This window comes from Bosea sp. (in: a-proteobacteria), assembly GCA_023910605.1.
Taxonomy (GTDB): Bacteria; Pseudomonadota; Alphaproteobacteria; order Rhizobiales; family Beijerinckiaceae; genus Allobosea.
Genome location: JAAVVV010000001.1, coordinates 3,105,044 through 3,127,916, shown reverse-complemented (window position 1 = coordinate 3,127,916; position 22,873 = coordinate 3,105,044). Strand labels below are relative to the sequence as shown.

Below are 22,873 nucleotides of genomic sequence, written 5' to 3'. Positions count from 1 at the left end.
CCTCAGGAGGCTTTCAAGGTGAGGGCATGCGCGCGAAAGGCCGCAAGCGCGGCGCCGGCGATGGCCCGGGTGCTATCTAGGGGTTCGTAGCGCTCCCCCACAAGGTTGCCCTCGAATCGGTGCACAACTCCGTGTTCGGCGAGGCCGTTCAGGAACTTGCCGATCTTGCCGTGTCCGCCCGTCGGCTCGAACACCAGAACCGGCACGCCGGTGGCCGCTGCCTCGCCGATCATGTTGACGCTGTCGGCCGTCGCCACGATGGCGTCGGCATGGGCGAGGAGCGCGAGGTAAGGGTTCGGCCCCCTGCCATCCCACCACCAGCCGCCATGGCGCGCGAAGACCTGGCCCACCGCCTCGGCCAGCGCCGGCGAGGTGCGGCGAGAGCGCGAGCCCATCAGGGCCGCGCCGCTTGCGGCAAGGCTGTCCAGGGACGCCGCCAGGCGCTCGATGTCCTCGGGCTTGAAACGGTGATGGCGGCTGTCGCCGCCAACCAGCACGGCCACACGCGGCGCGGGCAGGGCCGTGATCGGGCCCGGCGGCGCGCGCCGCGCTTCGGCGAGGGCCTCGGCGCTGACCTTGTGGGGCGACACCAGCGTGGTCATCACGTTCGGGGCCCGCAGCCTGTCATGGGCCGGCACCCAGATGAAGTCGGCAGCGCCCGCGCCGGTGCGCGGGTCCTTGAGGAAGATGGTAAAGCAGCGTCCGCGCGAGAGGCGCTTGACGGCGCGGAGGTAGGGCACGGCGCGCCGGCCGGAGGCTATGGCGATGTCCGGCCAGGGCGGCGCGATGGGGCTGCCGGGGCGGCCAGGGCTCTCGCGCAGGTCGATGGGGCCGCGCGGCATCAGCCAGGTGAAGGGCGCGCGCGGGCGCACGACGCGCTGGTACGGCGCGAGCCCCATGGCCTCGGCCACGCCGACGCATTGGGCCAGATCGCCGGCCTTTCCGTCGGTGATGATCCACGCTGTTGGAGAGTGCGTCACGTGTCTGCCTTGTCGAGAACCTTCAGCGCCGCTTGTGTGGCAAAGAATGGGCGGCTATGCCAGCGCGCAGGCCCTGCCGGGGCCAATGGCATGTTGATTGCCGGCTTGAGCTGAGCGCAAGCCGGTTTTGCACACGCGGCCTTCTGGCCGGCTGATTGCTGGCGGCATGTCTGGCCAGGGCCTTCGCCCTGGCTCGATCCGCTGCGACGCAGCGCCCGCCGCAGCACAGGAAAGACACGATCTTGCCCGCCCGACCCGACGACACCGACCGGCTGATCCTGAAGCTGCTTCAGGAGGAGGGCCGCATGACAAATGTCGAGCTGGCCGGCAGGCTGGGGATGTCGCCGCCGCCCTGCCTGCGCCGCGTGAGGGCGCTGGAGGAGGCCGGCTTCATCAAAGGCTACCGGGCGCTGGTTGACGAGAAGAGGCTGGGCTTCGAGGTGGCCTTCTTCGCTTTCGTGCATCTGGCGAGCCAGGCCGAACCCGACCTCAAGGCTTTCGGGGATCATGTCCGGGCGATGCCCACTGTGCGCGAGTGCTGGACGCTCTCGGGCGACATGGACTTCATCCTGAAATGCGTGGCCCCCGACATGAAGGCCTTCCAGGCCTTCGTGGCGGAGATGACGGCGTTGCCCAATGTGCGCAATGTGCGCACGGCGCTGGCTCTCGATCAGGTCAAGGATGCCGGCGCAGCGCCCGTCTGATCGCGGCCGCCTGCACCGTGCGGGTCAGATGCTGCGGGCCAGCCACGAGGCGTAGGCATCGCACAGCGCCACCGCGCGGCGGCGTTCATTCTCGGGGTCATACCAAGCGCCCGAAGCCGCCAGCGTCAGCAGTTGCGGATGGCGCAGCATCACCCGCGAGCCCTGCGAGACCACCGCTTCGCCGTCGAGATAATCGGACGCCCCGCCGCCGAGGCGCCAGGATGAGCCATCCCCGCCCACATGCGAGCCAAGGCTCATGCTGCGGATCTGCACCGCCAGCGCTGGCGCGCCCCGGATGCCGATCCGGCCAACGAAATGACGCTGCATCGCGGCCGCGAGATTGGCCTGGACGAGATCGGCGAAGACGCCACCGCCCAGCGCGCGGAAGCGCGACACGTCCACAACAACACGGGAAAACCCCTGCTGCGGCTGCGCGGCGGCAGGAACCGGTGCCATAACGAGCGCCGCCCCGCCCAGCATAAGGCCGCGCCGCGACATCATCTTGCTGTCTGACGGCTTCATGTGATCCTCAACCTGACGATCCAACCAGACCCGAAACGAGCTGCAATCATAAGGATCAGCATGGCCGAATCAAGAACGGCCCGACCGGCTCAGCCGAAGCGGACGGCTGTGACCTCGTAGGACTTGCCGCCGCCAGGCGTGGAGACCTGGACGGTGTCACCGATCGTCTTGCCGATCAGCGCGCGGGCGATGGGCGAGCCGATGGACAGCTTGCCGGAGCGGACATCCGCCTCGGGCTCGCCCACGATCTGATAGGTGCGCTCTTCCTCGGTATCCTCGTCGATGAGCTTCACCGTCGCGCCGAACTTGATGCGGTCGCCGGACAGCTTCGAGACATCGATGATCTCGGCGCGGCCGATCATCGACTCGAGCTCCATGATTCGACCCTCGTTCAGCGACTGCTGCTCCTTGGCGGAGTGATACTCGGCGTTCTCGGAGAGGTCACCCAGGGCGCGCGCCTCCGAGATCGCCTGGATGATGCGCTGACGCTCCACCTGCTGGCGATGCCTGAGCTCTTCCTCCAGCGCCGTGAAGCCGCCGATGGTGATGGGAACGCGGTCCATGACCGGTCTCCTCTTTTTCAGTTCCGGTTCGCCCCGAGGCGACCTGCAACCAAGAATGTCCGACGTGAAGGCCAAAGGAAGGCGCGTGCGAGCAGGATCGATCTGCACGCCGGCCGTCCATCTGCCCGGTTCTGCTTCGCCGCCGGCTCGCGCTCAGGCGGCCGTGCCGAAGTACGATTGAAGCGACCGCACCTCGAGATCGCCGCTGCGGTAGGCTCTCATGCCCTCGGCCGCAGCGATCGCTCCAGCCAAGGTGGTGTAATATGGCACCTTGTGCAAGAGGGCGTTTCGGCGGAGCGATCGGCTGTCGTTCAGCGCCTTGGGGCCTTCGGTGGTGTTGATCACCAGCGCGATCTCGTTGTTCTTGATGGCGTCGACGATATGCGGGCGCCCTTCAAGCACCTTGTTGACGCGCGCCGGAGACAGGCCCTTTTCCTTGAGGTAGCGCCAGGTGCCGCTGGTGGCTGCGATCTTGTAGCCCAGGCCCTCCAGCATCCGCGCCGAGTTGAGGATGCGGGGCTTGTCCGTGTCGCGCACCGAAATGAAGATCGTGCCCGATGTCGGGACCTTGGAGCCGGCGCCGAGCTGGCTCTTCGCGAAGGCCACGTCGAAGGAGCGGTCAAGCCCGATCACTTCGCCTGTCGAGCGCATCTCAGGGCCGAGCAGCACGTCCACGCCCGGAAAGCGAGCGAAGGGGAAGACCGCTTCCTTCACGCCGACATGGCCCAGAACCTTGGGCTTGAGGTTGAAGGAGGCGAGGCTCTCGCCCGCCATGACGCGCGCGGCGATCTTGGCGATGGGCTCGCCGATGACCTTGGCCACGAAGGGCACTGTGCGCGAGGCGCGCGGATTGACCTCCAGCACGTAGATCTCGCGATCCTTGATGGCGTACTGCACGTTCATCAGCCCGCCGACATCGAGGGCCAGGGCCAGCGCGCGGGTCTGGCGCTCCAGCTCCGCGAGCATCTCGGGCGAGAGCGAGCGTGGCGGCAGCGAGCAGGCCGAGTCGCCGGAATGGATGCCGGCTTCCTCGATATGCTCCATGATGCCGGCGATGTAGGCGCTCTTGCCGTCGGCGAGGCAGTCCACGTCGACCTCGATCGCGTCGCTGAGATAGCGGTCGAAGAGCAGCGGGTTCTTGCCCAGCACCATGTTGATCTGGCCGGTCTTGTCGTTTGGATACTTGGCCTTGACCTCGGAGGGAATCAGCGAGGGCAGCGTGCCGAGCAGGTAGTCCTCGAACTGCGCCTCGTCGCGGATGATCGCCATGGCGCGCCCGCCGAGCACATAGGAGGGGCGCACGACGAAGGGCAGGCCAAGCTCGGCCGCGATCATGCGGCTTTGCTCCACCGAATAGGCGATGCCGTTCTTGGGCTGCTTGAGCTGGAGCTTGTCGAGCAGTCGCTTGAAGCGGTCGCGGTCCTCCGCGAGGTCGATGGCGTCGGGCGATGTGCCGAGGATAGGGATGCCCGCTTCCTCAAGCGCATTGGCGAGCTTGAGCGGGGTCTGGCCGCCGAACTGGACGATGACGCCATGCAGCGTGCCGTTCCGCATCTCGGCATGGAGGATCTCGAGCACGTCCTCGGCCGTGAGCGGCTCGAAATAGAGCCGGTCGGAGGTATCGTAGTCGGTCGAGACCGTCTCCGGATTGCAGTTGATCATGATGGTCTCGAAGCCCGCATCCTTGAGCGCGAAGCAGGCATGGCAGCAGCAGTAATCGAACTCGATGCCCTGGCCGATGCGGTTCGGACCGCCACCCAGAATGACCACCTTCCTGCGGTCGGACGGAGCCGATTCGCACGCCATTGCTCCGGCGAACGGCGGGGCGTAGGTCGAATACATGTAGGCGGTGGGCGAGGCGAACTCGGCCGCGCAGGTGTCGATGCGCTTGAACACCGGCCTCACATCGAGGCTGTGGCGCAGCTTGGTCACGTCGTCATCGGTCTTGCCGGCCAGCGCAGCCAGGCGCTTGTCGGAGAAGCCCATGGCCTTCAGCTGGCGCAGCGCGCCAGGCGTGGCGGGCAGGCCGTGGGCGCGGATCTTGTTCTCCATGTCCACGATGCCGCGCAGCTGCGCGATCAGCCAGGGATCGATCTTGCAGCTCTCGAAGACATCAGCGTCGCTGAAGCCAAGGCGCATGGCCTGCGCGACCTGCAGCAGCCTGTCCGGGGTCGGGGTGCCGATCGCGGCCTTGATGGCGTTGCGGTCATCGCCCTGGCCGAGGCCCTCGATCTCGATCTCGTCGAGGCCGTCAAGGCCTGTCTCCAGCGAGCGCAGCGCCTTCTGCAGGCTTTCCTGGAAGGTGCGGCCGATCGCCATGCTCTCGCCGACTGACTTCATCGAGGTGGTCAGCGTGGTCTCGGAGCCGGGGAACTTCTCGAAGGCGAAGCGCGGGATCTTGGTGACGATGTAGTCGATGGTCGGCTCGAAGGAGGCCGGTGTCGCTCCGCCCGTGATGTCGTTGGCGATCTCGTCGAGCGTGTAGCCGACGGCGAGCTTGGCCGCGACCTTGGCGATGGGAAAGCCCGTTGCCTTGGAGGCCAGCGCCGAGGAGCGCGACACGCGCGGGTTCATCTCGATGACGATCATGCGGCCCGTCGCCGGGTCCACGGCGAACTGGACGTTGGAGCCGCCGGTCTCGACGCCGATCTCGCGCAGGACCGCCAGCGAGGCGTCGCGCATGATCTGGTATTCCTTGTCCGTCAGCGTCAGCGCCGGCGCTATGGTGATGGAATCGCCGGTGTGAACGCCCATCGGGTCGAGGTTCTCGATCGAGCAGACGATGATGCAGTTGTCGTGCTTGTCGCGCACGACCTCCATCTCGTACTCCTTCCAGCCGAGCACGCTTTCCTCGATCAGGACTTCGGAGGTTGGGGAGGCGTCGATGCCGCGCTCCACGATCTCGATGAACTCCGCCTTGTTGTAGGCGATGCCGCCACCTGTGCCGCCCATGGTGAAGGAAGGGCGGATGATGGCCGGAAGGCCGATATCCTCAAGCGCCTCAAGCGCCTGGCCGAGCGTCTTGATGTGGTGGGAGCGACAGGTCTCGATCCCGATGCGGGCCATCGCCTCCTTGAAGAGCTCGCGGTCCTCGGCCTTGTCGATGGCTTCGGCGGTGGCGCCGATCATCTCGACGCCGAATTTCTCCAGAATGCCCATCTTCTTCAACGAGAGCGCGCAATTGAGCGCCGTCTGCCCGCCCATGGTCGGCAGCAGCGCGTCGGGGCGCTCCTTCTCGATGATCTTGGCCACGATCTCGGGCGTGATCGGCTCCACATAGGTGGCGTCGGCGAGATCAGGGTCTGTCATGATCGTGGCCGGGTTCGAGTTGACCAGGACCACGCGGTAGCCCTCCGCCTTCAGCGCCTTGACGGCCTGGGTGCCGGAATAGTCGAACTCGCAGGCCTGCCCGATGATGATGGGGCCGGCCCCGATGATGAGGATCGACGAGATGTCTGTGCGCTTTGGCATCGGTCGGTTCCGCGGCGGAAGCCGGGCTTTCAGGTTCGCGCTCCGCCATCCCGGTCCTTTGGGATCGGGGCGGAACGCCGGGTCGAGCGTGAGTGCTGAGCCGTGCCTATAGACCGGGGCGCTGGTGAGCGAAAGGGGTGGCGCGCGGTTTCGCACGGCGAAGGGCCGCGCCGGCGCCGCCACGGGTTGGCGCACGCCTCAATTGGCGAGACTGGCGCAGGCCTCACGGAAGCGCAGGACCAGCGTCGGACCTTCCTGATCGTCCCAGATCAGCTCCAGCTCGGCGCCGCCCTGGCGCGCGAGGGTGGCCAATTCGCGGTCCAGCCGCATCAGCGAACGCGGCAGCTGATGGGAATTGGCGCCGACGATATGGATGACGGCATCGCCCTCATCCATATCGAAGGCGACGCGCAGGCTGGCGCGGGCACTGGACAGGCCGGCAGCCTCGATCACCACGGCGGACAGCAGCGCGAAGACGAGTTGCAGGTCGCCCCGGACAAGGATCGGCCGGCCGGCCGGCTCGATGGACACGCTCTGGCTGCGCCGCTCGAGCACCGGCGCCATCGCCGTTACAACAATTTCGGTGAGCATCGGCAGATCGCAGCGTTCGGCGCCATGATCCGCAACGAAACGACGCGCGAAAGTCGATTGCAGGAATGCAACCTGGTTCATGATCGGCCCCCCATGGCCATTGCGGCAGGACGCGCGACCCTAACGACCATCCTTGATGGGGGCGCTGGCGCTCGTCATGACAGTTGATTTGTCGTGTCAGAAACGCACGGTGACAGATGAGAAAAAGCGAAGACTGCACGGCGCTATTTCAGCAACCGGCAAGGTTCGCGGACAAAACCACTTGAACACTTCGGCTCGTGCTCAACGGAGACATCGGCCGGTTGAAAACAGGTGTGATTATTGTCGAATCACAGCCTATGGTTGAATTTACCGAGCGTTAATCCATGTGGCCATATCGGGAATATACTTAGGTATTTTCAAGTAGTTTTTTGAAGATTCAACTGATTTCATCGCGTGACAGGCGGCGTGACCCTGGTGAGCGGACCCAGGTTCTGGGTGGCGCCCGTGATGCTCAGGGTCTGCGTCATCCCGTCCTTGGTGAATACGATCTCGAAATTGTCGCCAGGCTGAAGCCGCGTCACGCTCAGCCGGTCGCTGACCTTCGGATCCAGGGATCTCAGGGTGATGTCCGAGTTCGACACGAACAGGTTGAGGTCGGCGGCCACATAGCCGCTGATCTCGATGCGGTTGGTCTTGGTCCAGTCGGCCGTCTGGCCCGTCAGCGGCGTGCCCATCAGCACCCGGTCCATGCCGTCGCCCTTGCCGAACTGGTAGATGCCGCCCGAGTTCATGCGCACGAGATCGTCGCCCTTGCCGCCGGCGACGGTGGAATAGAACGTGGCGGTGATGTCGTCTTTGCCATCGCCGCCATCGACATTGCCGCCGGCCAGCAGCAGGATGTCGTCGTCGCCGGCGCCGCCCTCGACCGTCGCGTCGTCGAAGGCGGTCAACGTGTCGTTGCCGAGGCCTCCGGCCGCGAAGCCGCCGGCCCTGAGGGTGATGGCGTCGTTGCCATCGCCGCCATCGGCATTGATGCGCACCTCGCCGATGATGATGTCGTCGCCATCTCCGCCGAAGGCCAGGCCGCCTGCGCTGTCCTCGGCATCGTCCGCGCCGTTGGAGAACATGGTGATGCGGTCATTGCCTGCCCCGCCCATGGCCAGGGCATTGCCGAAGATCACGTCGTCGCCGTCCTCGCCGGAGACGATGTTGCCGATCAGGATGTCGTCGCCGCCTCCGCCATAAAGTTCGGCACTGCCATCCGCCATGACGAAATCATTGCCGTCTCCGGCCCGGACGAGGGCGTTGCTGGTGCCCGACAGGAAGATGACGTCGGAACCCGCTCCACCCGTGACCTCGGCGATGGCCGGACGCGTGTCCTTGCCGCTGGAGTCGGTCAGGTCGAGCACGACGGTGCCGCCCTTGTCGCCCGTGCGGGCGCGCAGTGCGAAGCCTTCGTTGGAGCGGCTTGCCCGGCCTGCATCCGTGACCCGGACTGTGGGCAGCACGGCGGCTGGGTCATTAGGGTCGATCACCACTTCGCCGGCCTTAGCCTCAAGGGCGCGGCGCTTGACCTCGACATCCGCGCGGCCCATGGCTTCGACGAGGGTCGGCAAGGCGCGGCCGAAGATGTCGCCGAGCTGGGTGTTGAACGTCGCCGCTGTGGCGAAGATCGACTCAGGCGTCGTTGGCTTGGCGTTGCCACCCCGCAGCGACTTGCCCAGCGCCGAAACGATGGCGGAGCCGGGCGAGCTGGCATTGGTCAGGGTGCCGACGATGTCCGCGATGCTGGTTTTGCCGTTGAGGCCAAGCGGCGCGGAGTTGGCGCGGGCATTGGACTGGCTTTCGACCGTGAGCAGGCGGTTGACGGCGCGTTTCGTTGCGCGCTGAAGGGCATCGCTGAGATCGGCGCTCCGCACGATGCCGCGCGCCTCCTCAATGCCGTTGAGTGCGATGGCGGCCTCGCCAACCCGCCCGGCAAGGCCGGTGAGCTTGTTGGCCTGGGTGCGCAGGTTGGTCTGCGTCAGTTCAGCCTCGCGCCCGGCCGCCCGGCTCACTTCCGACAGCGCGCGCGCGCCCTGCCTGACGCCGGCGCTGGCAACAAAGGCCGAGTTGAACGAGCGGTCCGAAATCTCGACCATGATCTGAAGCTGCTCCTGCGGCCGAATCAGGTGTAGCAGCCGACTATTGAGAAAGGCTGAAATCCGCCGGTGAAGCTGTGGTCAGCGCACCGTGCGGGGGCTTGCCGCAGCGGGCATCTCGGCTCTAATGCGGACATTGCCCTGCCGACCTTTTCCCGGATGCCGATGCGCCACGTCCTGCTGCCGCCCCTTTTCGCTTGCCTGCTCGTCGCCGCGCCGATCCTGCCAGGAGGGAGCGACGCCGCGCGCGCCCAGGCGGGGGCTGCTTCGCCTGCCCCGGCGCCGATGGGTTGGCGGTCAGGCGCTGAGGCGCGCGCCATCGAGAGCCGCATCGACGGACTGCTTCGGCGCATGACGCTGGAGGAGAAGGTCGGCCAGCTGCATCTTTACGGGCACCGCGAAGGCTTCGATCATGGCGAGATCCGCGCCGGCCGCGTCGGCAACGTCATGAACTTCATCAGTCCGGCGGAGGTCGCCGCCGTGCAGAAGGCGGCACGCGAAAGCCGTCTGGGCATTCCCCTGCTGATCGGGCTCGATGCGGTGCATGGCGTTTCGACCTATTTCCCGCTGCCGCTCGGCCAGGCCGCGACCTTCAACCCCGCGCTTGTCGAGGAGGCCGCGCTATGGACCGGCCGCGAGGCGCGGGCGCTGGGCGTCAACTGGACCTTTGCGCCCATGGTCGACATGGGCCGCGATCCGCGCTGGGGCCGCCTGCTCGAAGGCGCGGGGGAGGATGTCCACCTCGCCAACGTGATCGCAGCCGCCCGCACGCGGGGCTATCAGGCCGGCGGTGTCGCGGCCACGGTGAAGCATTTCGTGGGCTATGGCGGGGGCGAGGCGGGGCGCGACTACAACACGGCCTGGATCCCCGCCGAGCAACTGCATGACCTGCACCTGCCGCCGTTCAGGGCGTCCCTGGATGCGGGCTCTCTCTCGGTGATGGCCGCGTTCAACTCGGTGAACGGCGTGCCTGCCACCGCCCACAAGCCGATGCTTCAGGACCTTTTGCGTGGCCGCTGGGGCTTTCGCGGGCTGGTCGTCTCCGATTTCGGCTCGATCCCCGAGCTGATGGCCCATGGCATCGCGCGCGACGAGGCCGAGGCCGCGCGCAAGGCGCTGGCGGCAGGCGTGGACATCGACATGATGGGCTTTGTCTATGCACGGCACCTCGCGGCCGAGGTCCGCGCCGGGCGCGTGCCGATGGCGCAGCTGGACCAGGCCGTGCGCCGCGTGCTGCGGGTCAAGTTCCATGCCGGCATGGACCGCATCGCGGACATCGATCCGCGCACGGCGGAAGCGGCGCTGCAATCGGCGCCGGCGCTGGACGCGGCGCGGCGGATCGCCCGCGAATCCATCATCCTGCTCGAGAATGACGGCATACTGCCGCTGAGAGCTGAGCGGAGCGCCCGTGTCGCCGTGATCGGCGCTCTGGCGCGGCCTGACCAGGAGCGGGTCTGGACCGATCCGGCCGGCGTGCCAAGAAAGCCCATCGAGGGCATGGACGCAGCGCTGGCCCGGCTGCTGGGGCCAGGCGTGAGCATCGGCTTCGCCCCGGGGGTCAACAACTATTGCGGCCACGCCTTCGCGGATCGCGACGGGGCGCTTGCGCTGGCCCGCGAGGCCGATGCCATCGTCGCCAAGCTTGGCGAGGATTGCGAGTTTATGGGCGAGGGGGCCTCGCGCACGCGCCTGACCTTGCCCGGCGTGCAGGATGAGCTGCTCGAGGCCCTCATCGCGACGGGAAAGCCCGTCATACTCGTGCTGGCCACCGGCCGGCCCCTGGTGCTCAGCCATCTCAAGGGCCGGGTGGCCGCGCTGGTGCAGACCTTCCATGCCGGATCGGAAGGGCGCACCGCGATCGCCGAGGTCCTGACCGGCGCGTTCAACCCGTCGGGCAAGACGCCGATGAGCTTTCCGCGCTCGGTGGGCCAGATCCCGGTCTATTACGACCACCTGCCGACCGGCCGGCCGGAGACGCCCGGCCGCTTCCGCTATGAATCCATCTTCATCGACGAAAGGAACACGCCGCTCTATCCCTTTGGATACGGCCAGTCCTACACGCGCTTCAGCTTCGACGAGCTTCAGGTCGAGACGCCGATGGTGATGGCGGGCGGGGCCGCGCGCATTTCCGTCCGCATCACCAATGCCGGCGCTCAGATGGGCCAGGAAGTGGCGCAGCTTTATGTCAGGCAGCCGCTGGCCAGCATCTCGCGGCCTGTGCGCCAGCTCAAGGCCTTCACGAAGCTGGCGCTCAAGCCTGGCGAAAACCGCCGCGTGACCTTCATGGTCGAGGCGCGAGATCTCGGCTATCATGACGCGCAGGGCCGCCTTGTGATCGAGCCGGGCCTGTTCGACGTGTATGTCGGCAATTCGTCGCTGGCGACGCTGAAGGGCTCGTTCACGCTGGCGGCGGGCGCACGGCCATGAGCGGCGCGCAGGTGGTGGCGACAGGCACGGTGCTCGGGTGCTACAGCGCGAGCGGCCCGCGCGACGCCGGCTTCGTGACGGCGGCCGTGCCGGCGCTGTCGCTCGACCGCGGCGGGATCGCGGGGGATCGCCATGCCGGGCTCACGCGGGCTGCCGGGCCGCGCGAGCCCTGGCTGCGGCGCGGGCTGGAACTCAGCAATGACCGCCAGTTGTCAGTCCTGTCGCATGAAGAGCTTGCCGTCGTCGCAGGCGGGCTCTACCTTGCAGGCCTCGCGCCGGAGCTGCTGGGTGCGAACCTCCTGCTCGGGGGGCTGCCGGAGCTTTCGCGCCTGCCGGCGGGGGCGATGCTCGCCTGCGGCGGGCAGTGGGGCGGCAAGGGCAGGTTCGATGGCACGGCGCTGCTGCGCGTGGAGGCCTACAACAGGCCATGCCGGGCCACGGGCCGCCAGATCGCCGCCGCGCATGGCAAGCCCGATCTCGAATTCGCCTTCGTCCGCGTCGCCGCCTCGCTGCGCGGCCTCGTGCTGAGCGTGGCGCATCCGGGCATCATCGCGCCGGGTGACGCCGTGGTGGCGATCGCTCCCTTGCGCGCGCCGTGAACGGCCAGCCATGAGCGTAGCAGTGCCGATCGATCAGCTGAATGCGATGGAGTTCGGCCCTCTGTTCAGTCAAGTTTGAACCTCCCCCAAGCGGCAAAGGCAGCGCATGGCCCGCATATCGATGGTGTCCCCCGCGACGCTCGGGCTCCTGCTCGGCTTCCTCGGCGTCGTGGCCTTCGGCGGGACCTTCCCCATGTCGAAGCTGGCGGTGGCGTGGTTCGACCCGGTGTTCGTCACCTTTGGCCGCGCAGGCCTTGCAGGGCTGCTCGCGCTTGCGGTGCTCGTTGCCCTGCGTCGCCCCCTGCCGGAACGGCGCTGGTGGCTTCCGCTGGGGCTTTCCGCGCTGTGCCTGGTGTGGGGCTTCCCAGGCCTCACCAACTTCGCGATGCGGCTGGTCGAATCCTCCCATGCCGGCGTCGTGGCCGGCATCCTGCCGCTGGGGACCGCGGTGGCCGCCGCCATCATCCTGAAGGATCGGCAAAGGCCTGCCTTCTGGGCTTTGTCGATCCTCGGCATGCTGGTCGTCGTCGCCTTCGCCATGCACGGCGCGGATGGCGGGCTTAGCCTGGGCGATGGCCTCGTGCTGGTTTCGGTGGCGGTCGCGTCAACGGGCTATGTCTTTTCGGCGCAGGTCTCCAGGGCGATGCCGGGCTGGGAGGTGATCTCCTGGATCCTCGTCGCCACGCTGCCGCTCAATCTCGTCGGCATGGCGGTGAGCTGGCCCGGCATGGGGCATTTCGCGGCAGCGCCGGCGTCGGCCCTGTGGGGCTTTTTCTATGTGACGCTGATCAGCCAGTATCTGGGCTTCTTCGCCTGGAATGCGGGGCTGGCGCTGGGCGGCGTGGCGCGCGTTGGCCAGGTGCAATTGCTCCAGACCTTCGTGACCCTGATCTTCGCCGCCACGCTGGCGGGTGAGAGCGTCGCGCCGCCGGTCTGGGGCGTCGCGGCCATCGTGGTCGGCCTCGTCATCGCGGCGAGGCGCGTCGCCCGCAGCTAGCGCGCGGTTGCGCACGCCCCCGCGGGCGCGTTCCCGCTCAGGGCAGGCCGGCCACGAGCTTCCTGAACACGTCGCCCCGGTGCTCGAAGTTCTGGAATTGATCGTAGGAGGCGCAAGCCGGCGAGAGCAGCACGCAGACCTCGCCAACGCCACGATGAGAGGCGGCATCGCGAGCGGCGGACGCCACGGCCTTGTCGATCGTGCCGCACAGTTCGAATGCGGCCGCGCCCTCCAGCGTCCGCGCGAAATCATCGGAGGCGGCGCCGATCAGATAGGCTTTCACGATGTTGGGGAAGAAGCGGCGCAGCGGCTCGATGCCACCATCCTTGGCCTTGCCTCCGACGATCCAGAAGATGTTGCGGAAGGACGTCAGGGCCTTTTCCGTCGAGTCGGCGTTGGTCGCCTTGCTGTCGTTGATGAAGATGACGCGGCCCTTGCGGGCGATCTCCTCCATGCGGTGGGGCAGGCCCGGAAAAGTCTTGAGCGCGTCCGCGATCTGCGGGTCGGCGAGGCCCATGGCGGAGCAGGCGGCGAAGGCGGCTGCGGCGTTCTGGGCGTTGTGCATGCCGCGCAGCGAGCCGATGCCGGCAAGGTTGGCCACCACGCGGGGCTTCTTGTCCTCCACGCGCACAAGCCGCACGTCGAGCACGCCGTCATTGGCGGTCACGCCGGCGAAGATGCCTTCATCCACGGGGCCTTCTGCCGAGATGCGCCAGAGGGGTGCGCCGGTTGCGGCGCGCCGGGTGGCGAAGCCTTTCGACAGGGCATCATCCACGCCGATGATCGCCGTTCCGGCCTTCGCCACGAGTCGCTCCTTGATGGCGGCGTAGTTCTCCATCGAACCGTGCCGGTCGAGATGGTCGGGCGTCAGGTTGAGATGGATGCCGATCGTCGGATCGAGCGAGGGCGCGAGATCGATCTGGAATGACGAGCATTCGACGACATGCACGCGCCCCGGCGCAGCCGCTTCCAGCGTGAGCACCGGCGCGCCGATGTTGCCGCCCATCTGCACATCCGTGCCGCCTGCGGCCAGGATGTGGGCGATCAGCGCGGTGGTGGTGGACTTGCCGTTGGTGCCGGTGATCGCGATGAAGGGCGAGCCGGGCGCGACCTTGGCCCGTTCGAGGCAGAACAGCTCGATGTCCCCGATCACGGGAATGCCGGCGGCCCTTGCGCGTTCCACAGTCCAGTGCGGCTTGGGGTGGGTGAGAGGAATGCCGGGCGAGAGCACCAGCGCGTCGAACTGCTTCCAGTCGGCGGCGCGCAGATTGGCGGTGCGCAGCCCGTATCCCGAGGCGATGCCGACGGCGCGCTCGTCATCATCGAAGCAGATCACCTCGCAGCCGCCATTGCGCAGGGCGAAGGCCGTGGCCGCGCCCGAATTGCCGAGGCCGAAGACCGCGACGGTCTTGCCGACGAAGGATGTGATGGGGGTCATGGAATCAACGCAGCTTGAGGGTGGAAAGCCCGACCAGCGCCAGCACGACGGAGATGATCCAGAAACGGATCACAACCTGCGCTTCGGTCCAGCCCTTCTTCTCGAAATGGTGGTGGATGGGCGCCATGAGGAAGACGCGCCGTCCTGTGCGCTTGAAGACCGCGACCTGGATGATGACCGACAGCGCCTCGACCACGAACAGGCCGCCCACGATGGCCAGCACGATCTCGTGCTTGGTGGCCACCGCGATGATCCCGAGCAGGCCGCCGAGTCCCAGCGAGCCCGTGTCACCCATGAAGATCTGGGCCGGCGGCGCATTGAACCAGAGGAACCCGAGCCCGGCGCCGATGATCGCGCCGCAGACCACGGCCAGTTCGCCCGTTCCGGGGACGTGGTTGATCTGGAGATAGTTGGAGAAAACGATGTTGCCGGAGAGATAGGCGATGAAGCCGAAGGTGGCGGCGGCGATCATCACCGGCACGATGGCCAGCCCGTCGAGGCCGTCGGTGAGATTGACCGAGTTGCCGGCTCCAACCACGACGAAGGCCGCGATCAGCGGAAACAGGATGCCGACATAGATCAAGGTGTCCTTGAGCAGCGGAATCGCAAAGGACTGCGCCAGCGCCGGCGGCGAGAGCAGCATGACCGCAGAGCACGCGGCCACGGCGATGATCGTCTCCAGCGCGATGCGCGCCTTGCCCGAGAACCCCTTGTGCGACTGCTTCGTGACCTTGAGATAGTCGTCATAAAAACCGATCGCCGCGTAGAGCAGCGCGACAAGCAACACCACCCAGACAAAGCCGTTGCGCAGGTTGGCCCAGAGCAGGGTCGAGACAATCAGCCCAGACAGGATCATCAGCCCGCCCATGGTCGGCGTGCCGCGCTTGGCGAGGTGGCTTTCGGGGCCGTCGGTCCGGATCGGCTGGCCCTTGCCCTGCTTGAGGCGCAGCCAGGCGATGCTGGCGGGGCCAAAGAGAAACACGAGCATCAGCGCGGTTGCGGTCGCTCCCGCCGTGCGGAAGGTGATGTAACGAAAGATGTTGAGCGGCCCGAAGACGCTCGAAAATTCGGCAAGCAGGGCGAACATGGCTGTTTCCGGCGCTCTTTCGCGTTCAATCTTCGGCGACAGGTGGAAAGCGCGTCGTCATCGCCTTGATCAGCGGGCCCATCTTCGAGCCCAGCGAGCCCTTGACGGTGATGACGTCGCCCGCCCGAAGCGCATCGAGCACCAGCGCCTCAAGCCCGGCGGACGCTGCGGCATACGCTCCCCGACGCCCCGATGGCAAGGCATCATAAAGATTGCGCATCAGGGGACCGCAGGCGAAGACGAGATCGATGCCGTTTTCCGCGAGCGGTGCGGCCAGATCGGCATGCATCCGGGAGCCGGCGGGCCCCAACTCCAGCATGTCGCCAAGCACCGCGATGCGGCGACCTTGCGAACCGGGCTTGAGGCGGCCGAGGTTCTCGAGCGCAGCGCGCATCGAGGCCGGGTTGGCGTTGTAGCTCTCGTCCATGAGGACGAGTTCGCCCCCCATGATGTTGAGACGCTGGCGCGCGCCGCGTCCGTGCGGCGGCTTGAGGTCGGCCAGCGATAGCGCCGCGAGCGCGAGATCGGCCCCCACGAGCTTGACGGCGGCCAGCACCGCGAGCGAGTTCATCACGATGTGCCGGCCGGGGCTGGAAATCTTGTAGGTGACGCGCTGGCCCATGATGTCGGCATCGACCACCGACAGGTCCGGATGCAGCCGGCAGGAGAGGAGGCGCGCATCCGCTCCCGGCGCCTCGCCGAAGGTGACGAAGCGCGACGCCCTGCTGGCCATGGCATGAGCCTTCAGCCGCGCGACCTGGGGGATGTCGGCATTGGCGACGGCGACGCCGTGGGCGGGCAGGCCCTCATAGATGGCCGCCTTCTCGTCCGCGATGGCGTCCACGCTGGGGAAGGAGGCGAGATGGACCGGCTGCACAGTGGTGATGACCGCGACATCCGGCCGCGCCATGCGCGCGAGCGGGGCGATCTCGCCGGGATTGCTCATGCCGATCTCGTAGACGCCATAGCGGGTGCGGCGCGGCGTGCGGACCAGAGTGAGGGGCAAGCCCCAGTGATTGTTGAACGAGGCGACAGGGGCCATCGTCTCGCCCTGGGACGAAAGCACGAGCTTGAGCGCCTCCTTTGTGCCGGTCTTGCCCACTGAGCCGGTGATGGCGATGACGCGGGCCTCGTGCGGATCGAGGCTGGCGCGGCGGGCCATGCCGGCCCGCTCCATCGCGCGCAGGACATCGTCCACGATCGCGAGCGGGCCGTGGACGGCGAGGGCGGGGGCATGGGCTGCATCCACCACGGCGAGGCTTGCGCCGGCCGCGAAGGCCGCAGGCACGAAGTCGTGGCCGTCGCGCGCATCCTTCAGGGCGAAGAAGACATCGCCGGGCGCCAGCGACCGGCTGTCGATGGATGCGCCGGTCACGACCGCCGGCATGGAGCCCCGAAGGCTGGCGCCGAGCGCTGCCACAAGCTCGGGGCCGGTCCATAGCGGCGCGTCGGCAGGGTGTTGCAGCCTGGTCATGAACCGAACTCGCGCATGGCTTTGAGGATTTCCTCGTGGTCCGAGAATGGCAAGGTGACGTCGCCGACGATCTGCCCGCTCTCGTGCCCCTTGCCGGCCACGACCAGCACATCGCCGGCCTGCAGCCCGCGCACGGCATGGCGAATGGCCTCCGCGCGTTCGCCGATCTCGGTCGCGCCAGGGGCCGCCGCCAGGATCTCCGCGCGGATCTGAGCGGGCTGTTCGCTGCGGGGGTTGTCGTCCGTCACGATGACGATGTCGGCCTTGTCTGTGGCGATGCGGCCCATCAGCGGGCGCTTGCCCTTGTCGCGGTCGCCGCCGCAGCCCATTATGCAGATCAGCCGGCCAGTCGCATAGGGGCGCAGCGTGTCGAGCACTGCGGCGAGGGCGTCGGGCTTGTGCGCGTAATCGACGATGGCGAGGCCGCCATTGCGGGTTGCGACCCGTTCGAGCCGCCCCGGCACGCCGACAAGGCCAGCGAGCGCCATGATGGCCGCGATCGGGTCTTCGCCGGTGGCGATGGCGAGGCCGGCCGCGACGAGCGCGTTGCCGGCCATGAAGTCGCCGACCAACGGCAGCATCACCTCTATGACTTGTCCTTTGGCCTCCAGCACGAGCCTCTGGCCGAAGCCGGCGCGGACGACATCGCGCAGGCGAATGGTCTCGCCCGCGCGGCCGACGTCCAGCAGCTTGCGGTGCGTCGCGCGCGCGGCTTCGGCGGCGCGGTCCGACCAGTGGCCGTCAAGGTTGACCACGGCCGGCGCGCCCGGAGGCAGCAACTCCCACAGCCTCAGCTTGGCTGCGAGATACTCCTCCATGGTCGCGTGGTAATCGAGGTGATCACGCCCGAGATTGAGGAAGGCCGCAGCCGAGAGGCGCACGCCATCGAGCCGCCGCTGGTCCAGACCGTGCGAGGATGCTTCCATGGCGAGGTGGGTGATGCCGTCGCCGGCCAGCCTGTCCAGCGTGGCGTGGAGCGTGACCGGGTCAGGCGTGGTCAGCGAGCCATAGCGGGCTCCGCTTCCCGTCACCACGCCGATTGTGCCGAGGCTTGCCGCCTCGTGGCCGAGAGCGGCGTAGATCTGCCGCGTGAAATCCGCCACCGATGATTTGCCGCTGGTGCCGGTGACCGCCACGATGGTGCGCGGCTGGCGCGGGTGCGCCCGCCCGGCGGCGAGGGCCAGGGCACGGCGCGGATCAGAGGACCTCGCATAGGGGACGGCATCGGGAAGGCCCTGGGGGCGCTCGCCCGCTCCGATCACGGCCACGGCGCCGCGGGCCAGCGCGTCGCTGGTGAAGCGCGCGCCGTCGGTGCGCGCACCAGCATAGGCGACGAAGACATTGCCCGGCTTCACGGCGCGGCTGTCCATGGTCACGCCGGTGGCGGCCATGGCTTCGTCCCCGGCGGCGAACAGCCCGGGAAAGAGGCTGCCGAGCGTCAGACCAGCAGGCATGGCAGGGCTCCGTGCCGGTGGGAAGCCATCAGCGCGTGCCCCAGGCCCCATGCCGCGCCATCAGCGGGAAGGGCCGCTCTGGCGCCTCGAAGCGGGGCGGCAGGCCGAGCAGCGGCGCGACGCGCTCGATGATGCGGCCGGTGGTCGGCGATGCGTTCCAGCCCGAAGTGGCGTAGCCATTGGTTTCGGGCAGGCCCTGGGGCTCGTCATATAGGATCATAAAGAGGTAGCGCGGCTTGTCCGAAGGGGCGACCGCCATGAAGGTGGTGAAGAGCCTGTTCTTGGAATACCGGCCGTTGATGACCTTCTCGGCCGTGCCGGTCTTGCCCCCGACATAGAAGCCCGGCACGGCGGCGCGCGACGCCGAGCCGCGTTCCGCGTTGAGGCGCATGACGTAGCGCATCGCTTCCGAGGTTTCGGGCCTGATCAGGCGCGTGGCGACCGACCTTGCCTGTTCCTCGTTGCGCTTGAGGAAGGTCGGCGGGATCAGGTTGCCGCCATTCATGAGCGCGGCGGTGGCCATGGCTGCCTGGAGCGGCGCCACGGCGAGGCCGTGGCCGAAGGCGATGGTCATGGTGTTGAGCTCGCCCCAGCGCGCCGGCACGATGGGCTCCGCGCTTTCCGGCAGCTCGGTGCGCAGCCGGTCGAGCTGGCCCGCACGCCTGAGGAAACTGCGGTGATGCTCCACGCCAAGCTGCAACGCCATGCGCGCCGTGCCGATGTTGGAGGAATAGACGAAGACCTCCGGCACCGTCATGATGGTGCGCTTGGCGTGGAAGTCATTGATGGTGTGGCGGCCGTAGCGCAGCCCGTTGCGCGCGTCGAAGGTGGAATTGATGTTGATGCGGCCCGAGTCCAGCGCCATCGCCACGGTGAGCGCCTTGAAGGTCGAACCCATCTCGAAGACGCCGACATTGATGCGGTTGATGTTGTTGGGGTCGAGCGCCTGCGCCTGGTTGGCGGGGTCGAAATCGGGCAGCGAGACGGTTGCGATGACCTCGCCGGTGTTGACGTCGATGATCGAGCCGGCTGCGGCCTTGGCCTTGAAGCGCGCCATGCCGGTGGCAAGCTCGTCGCGTAGCGCGTGCTGCACCCGCAAGTCGATCGAAAGCTGGACGGGCGGCAACTCGCGCACCTCGGCATTGAGGCCGGCGCCCTTGAGGTTGGTCAGGCCCTTCTGGTCGATGTGCTTCTCGATGCCGGCGATGCCGATATTGTCGATGTTGGCGAAGCCCAGCACATGCGCGGCAGCGGTGCCGTTGGGATAGACGCGCTTGTTCTCCGGCACGAAGCCGACGCCCGGAATGCCGAGGCGGTGCACCTCGGCCTGCTGGCGCGGTGTGATCTCGCGCTTGACCCAGACGAAGCCGCGCCGCCGCTCGAAGCGGTCGCGCAGGTCGCGGGCGTCGATGTCCGGCAGCACGGCGGTCAGCAGTTCGACCGCCTCGTCCTTGTCGATGATCTTGCGCGGTTCGGCGAAGACCGAGACGCTGCGGATGTCGGTGGCGAGGACCTCGCCATTGCGGTCCACGATGTCCGGGCGGGCAGCAGAGGTCGCGTCGGCGGTGGCGCGGCGCAGGCCCACGGGCTCGTCCGGGGCGACGGCGAGATAGACGAGGCGGCCTGACAGCGTGGCGAACAGCACCCCGAAGCACAGGATCACGAGGCCGACGCGCGCTTCGCTCTTGTCCTTGCTCATGCGGAACAGGCCGCGCGCGAAACGAAGGCTGCGCCGGGCGGCCCCATCGCGCGGCTGCGCGAAGGACGCCGTGGCAGTGGCGGTGGCAGGCGGTTCGCCGGGCAGGGCGGTCATGACGGCTCCGTCACTGTCTGGTTGGGGGGCGCGGCGCGGGACTTGGCGCGGGACTTGGCGCTGAACCTGGCGCTGAACCTGGCGCGGTCGGGCCGGGACGCGGAATGCTGGCTGTCGGGGCGCCATCGGCGGAGATGCCGAGCGCCTCGATCTTCTTGCCGATGTCGTCGACCTTGGGGCCGCGGTTCGGGATATCCGAGAAGCGCACCAGCTGCGTGCTCGCCAGCGGCTGAAGCTGAAGATAGCGCTCCGACAGCGCCTGAAGCCGGTCAGGCCTGTTGAGGTGCTGCCATTCGGCCTTCAGCACGGCGATGGCCTCGCGCTCCTTGCGGACCTGGAGAGTGAGCCTGGCCAGTTCCTCGCCGTGGTAGAGCGTCTCGTACTTGATCGTGTAGGCGTAGGTCGCCGAGCCGATCAGAGCGCCGATCGCGACAATGTGGAACAGCTTGATCATCGACGCCCCCGGCGCTCGGGTTCGGGGCCATCCGCGGGCCTGGGGCGCCCCATGCGCGGACGGCGCTGGATGCCCTGCCCAGGCAGCTCCGCAAGGGCGGTGATGTCGGCATCGGGCGAGCGGCATGGGGCAGCGGTGCGTTCCGCCACGCGCAACTTGGCCGATCGCGCGCGCGGGTTTGCGGCAAGCTCCGCCTCGCCAGGGCCGATCACGCCCCGGTGGACCAGCGCAAAGGTCGCTTCGTCGCCGGCCGCCTGCGGGACGTAACGGGAGCCGCCGCCGCCGGCCCGGCCGGAACGGCGCTGCAGGAACTGCTTGACGATGCGATCCTCGAGCGAATGGAAGCTCACGACAACGAGCCGGCCGCCCGGCTTCAGGGCCTCTTCGGCGCCGTGGAGCGCGCGCACCAGCTCGCTGAGCTCGTCATTGACCGCGATGCGCAGCGCCTGGAAGGTGCGGGTGGCGGGGTGGATGCCGCCGGGCTCGGCGCGGACCACGCTGGCCACGACTTCGGCAAGGCGGCGCGTGGTCAGGATGGGAGCCTGACGGCGCGCCTCGATGATGGCGCGCGCCACGGCGCGGGAGCGTCGCTCCTCGCCATAATGGAAGATGATGTCGGCCAGCTCGACCTCGGCGCCCTCATTGACGAGATCGGCCGCGCTGAGGCCTGATCCGCCCATGCGCATGTCGAGTGGACCGTCGAAGCGGAAGGAAAAGCCGCGCTCGGCCTGATCGAGCTGCATGGAGGACACGCCGATATCGAGCACGACGCCGTCGAGCGGGACAAAGCCGGCGCGGGTCGCCTCGGCCGCCAGTTCGCTGAAAGTCGCCTCGACCAGCCTGAGACGCCCCTCGCTGGCGGCGACGAGTTCGTAGCCGCCGAGGATCGCGCTGGGATCACGGTCGAGCGCGAGGACCTCGACGCCGGGCGCGGCAGCGAGGATCGCGCGGGTGTAGCCGCCTGCTCCGAAGGTGCCGTCGAGGATGCGCGCTCCGGGCACGATGGCGAGCGCCTCGACCGCCTCGCGCAGGAGAACGGGCGCATGACGGACCATTCCGCCAGCGACCGGCTCAGATGCCGTGCCGCCGCCCGTCATGGCGCGCCCCCTCCCGTGCGCGACGGCTCGTGCGGGCCAGGGCTGCCCAGATGCCGCTTCAAGGCACGAAGCCTGGCGCGCGCATTCTCGAGGTGAAGGCGGAAGCGCTCGGGCTCCCAGATCTGGAACTTGCGGCCCAGGCCCACGAAGGTGACCTGATCGGCAATGCCCGCATAGGATTTGAAGCTGTCCGGCAGCTGCACGCGCCCCTCCGGATCGAACTTGAGCACATCCGAAACGCCGAGCAGGGCCGTCGAGAGATGGTCCCGCTCGTCCGAATAGGGCGAGAGGCCAGACAGGAGCCTGTCGATGTCCGAAAGCAGCGCATTGCCACCGGCGTCCAGGGCCATCATATCGAGTGCCGGATGCACATAGAGCCCCTCGAAGCCGTCGCGTCCCAGAACCAGCCGGAAGCCCGCAGGGATCGAAACCCGCCCCTTCGCGTCCACGCGGTTGGTGAAATTCGACACAAAGCGGTCCATTGACCCGACGCTCACTCACCCGACGCATGACATGACCGGCGACGGTGAAACTCGCGCCGGCACCATCGAACCCTCCAAGCCCGGCAGCCGCCGGCCTGTCGTCCGGACCCATCGCAGCGGCGCCATGGAGCCGGACAGCCGAACCGGCCGGCCGTGACGCCGACAGTCCGGGCGCCCGAAAAACCCGGACCGGACTCAATCTTGGCGGGATGACTTGGGATATCATGGGTGTTTATGGGCGTCAACGAAATGAGCGGCGGTGCGGCCTGGTTAGGGCCCTGCGTCATCACACATCGTTAGGGTTAAGGAAGGGTTTGCTCGCCCGCCCAGCCGGGAGGGCGCGCTGTGCCCGCGCCGGGAAACGCAACGGGAAGCAAGCCATCCGTGGGGGCACCCTGACCTCCCGCGCTTCAGCTATGGCCTCTTGCCAGGGCGCCTTGCCGACCCGTGGCTGCGAGCGGACTGGCGCGCCGTCGATGGCGGCGGCCAGAGCGCGTATCCGGGCGCAGGGTGGGAAACTGGCCTGCCACCGCTCCTGTGCGCAATGCATGGCGGACTTCGGCTGGAAGCGCATTTATCACACGGCTCCGCCGCTAA

The 22,873-nt window shown here is 67.8% G+C and carries 16 protein-coding genes and 2 pseudogenes; 4 read left to right on the top strand and 14 right to left on the bottom strand.

Going from position 1 to position 22,873, the window contains the following annotated elements; all coding sequences use genetic code 11:
- Window positions 1-2 precede the first annotated feature (2 nt).
- Entirely contained in the window at window positions 3-980 is a 978-nt protein-coding gene (locus HEQ16_15055) for a nucleoside-diphosphate sugar epimerase (protein ID MCO4055333.1), read from the bottom strand.
- Between the two features lie 257 nt (window positions 981-1,237).
- Here HEQ16_15055 and HEQ16_15050 point away from each other — a divergent pair.
- Window positions 1,238-1,684, top strand: a pseudogene (locus HEQ16_15050) (Lrp/AsnC family transcriptional regulator).
- A gap of 24 nt (window positions 1,685-1,708) precedes the next feature.
- On the opposite strand, the gene HEQ16_15045 reads toward HEQ16_15050, so the two are convergent.
- The 5 genes from HEQ16_15045 to HEQ16_15025 form a co-directional block, all read right to left on the bottom strand.
- The gene (locus tag HEQ16_15045) at window positions 1,709-2,164 is read right to left on the bottom strand and encodes a hypothetical protein (protein MCO4055332.1); all 456 of its coding nucleotides are present in this window, start codon (window positions 2,162-2,164) and stop codon (window positions 1,709-1,711) included.
- Between the two features lie 131 nt (window positions 2,165-2,295).
- Window positions 2,296-2,769 (bottom strand): transcription elongation factor GreA, encoded by a 474-nt coding sequence (greA, locus tag HEQ16_15040; GenBank protein ID MCO4055331.1) that lies wholly within the window; start codon window positions 2,767-2,769, stop codon window positions 2,296-2,298.
- A gap of 153 nt (window positions 2,770-2,922) precedes the next feature.
- Window positions 2,923-6,240, bottom strand: coding sequence for a carbamoyl-phosphate synthase large subunit (gene carB, locus HEQ16_15035; protein ID MCO4055330.1), 3,318 nt, complete (start codon window positions 6,238-6,240; stop codon window positions 2,923-2,925).
- A 198-nt stretch (window positions 6,241-6,438) separates the two neighbouring features.
- On the bottom strand, window positions 6,439-6,912 hold the full coding sequence (locus tag HEQ16_15030; protein MCO4055329.1) for a hypothetical protein: 474 nt from the start codon (window positions 6,910-6,912) through the stop codon (window positions 6,439-6,441).
- 347 nt (window positions 6,913-7,259) lie between these two features.
- Complete coding sequence (locus HEQ16_15025; GenBank protein ID MCO4055328.1) at window positions 7,260-8,954, bottom strand: hypothetical protein; 1,695 nt, start codon at window positions 8,952-8,954, stop codon at window positions 7,260-7,262.
- A 165-nt stretch (window positions 8,955-9,119) separates the two neighbouring features.
- On the opposite strand from HEQ16_15025, the gene HEQ16_15020 reads away from it, so the two are divergent.
- The 3 genes from HEQ16_15020 to HEQ16_15010 all read left to right on the top strand — a co-directional run bounded on the left by HEQ16_15020 (window position 9,120) and on the right by HEQ16_15010 (window position 12,977).
- Window positions 9,120-11,381 carry a glycosyl hydrolase gene (locus HEQ16_15020; GenBank protein ID MCO4055327.1) on the top strand — a complete coding sequence of 754 codons (2,262 nt, stop codon included), beginning with the start codon at window positions 9,120-9,122 and terminating at the stop codon, window positions 11,379-11,381.
- A gap of 14 nt (window positions 11,382-11,395) precedes the next feature.
- A complete protein-coding gene (locus HEQ16_15015) occupies window positions 11,396-11,980 on the top strand; it encodes an MOSC domain-containing protein (protein ID MCO4055326.1) in 585 nt (194 codons plus the stop codon).
- A 106-nt stretch (window positions 11,981-12,086) separates the two neighbouring features.
- Window positions 12,087-12,977, top strand: coding sequence for a DMT family transporter (locus tag HEQ16_15010; protein ID MCO4055325.1), 891 nt, complete (start codon window positions 12,087-12,089; stop codon window positions 12,975-12,977).
- A 37-nt stretch (window positions 12,978-13,014) separates the two neighbouring features.
- Here HEQ16_15010 and HEQ16_15005 read toward each other — a convergent pair whose 3' ends face one another.
- The 8 genes and pseudogenes from HEQ16_15005 to HEQ16_14970 all read right to left on the bottom strand — a co-directional run bounded on the left by HEQ16_15005 (window position 13,015) and on the right by HEQ16_14970 (window position 22,276).
- Window positions 13,015-14,415, bottom strand: coding sequence for a UDP-N-acetylmuramoyl-L-alanine--D-glutamate ligase (locus tag HEQ16_15005; GenBank protein MCO4055324.1), 1,401 nt, complete (start codon window positions 14,413-14,415; stop codon window positions 13,015-13,017).
- Window positions 14,416-14,419: 4 nt separating this feature from the next.
- Window positions 14,420-15,502, bottom strand: coding sequence for a phospho-N-acetylmuramoyl-pentapeptide-transferase (locus HEQ16_15000; protein MCO4055323.1), 1,083 nt, complete (start codon window positions 15,500-15,502; stop codon window positions 14,420-14,422).
- 25 nt (window positions 15,503-15,527) lie between these two features.
- Entirely contained in the window at window positions 15,528-16,976 is a 1,449-nt protein-coding gene (locus tag HEQ16_14995; GenBank protein ID MCO4055322.1) for a UDP-N-acetylmuramoylalanyl-D-glutamyl-2,6-diaminopimelate--D-alanyl-D-alanine ligase, read from the bottom strand.
- Window positions 16,973-18,430, bottom strand: a complete 1,458-nt coding sequence (locus HEQ16_14990) for a UDP-N-acetylmuramoyl-L-alanyl-D-glutamate--2,6-diaminopimelate ligase (GenBank protein ID MCO4055321.1) — start codon at window positions 18,428-18,430, stop codon at window positions 16,973-16,975. Before HEQ16_14990 ends, HEQ16_14995 begins: the two co-directional genes overlap by 4 nt.
- 28 nt (window positions 18,431-18,458) lie before the next feature.
- Window positions 18,459-20,243: a penicillin-binding protein 2 gene (locus HEQ16_14985; protein ID MCO4055320.1), complete on the bottom strand. Its 1,785-nt coding sequence runs from the start codon at window positions 20,241-20,243 to the stop codon at window positions 18,459-18,461.
- 106 nt (window positions 20,244-20,349) lie between these two features.
- Window positions 20,350-20,697: pseudogene (locus HEQ16_14980) on the bottom strand (hypothetical protein).
- Window positions 20,694-21,752, bottom strand: a complete 1,059-nt coding sequence (rsmH, locus tag HEQ16_14975) for a 16S rRNA (cytosine(1402)-N(4))-methyltransferase RsmH (protein ID MCO4055319.1) — start codon at window positions 21,750-21,752, stop codon at window positions 20,694-20,696. The pseudogene HEQ16_14980 and the gene rsmH overlap by 4 nt, the downstream one beginning before the upstream one ends.
- Before the next feature lie 38 nt (window positions 21,753-21,790).
- The gene (locus HEQ16_14970) at window positions 21,791-22,276 is read right to left on the bottom strand and encodes a division/cell wall cluster transcriptional repressor MraZ (protein ID MCO4055318.1); all 486 of its coding nucleotides are present in this window, start codon (window positions 22,274-22,276) and stop codon (window positions 21,791-21,793) included.
- Window positions 22,277-22,873 lie beyond the last annotated feature (597 nt).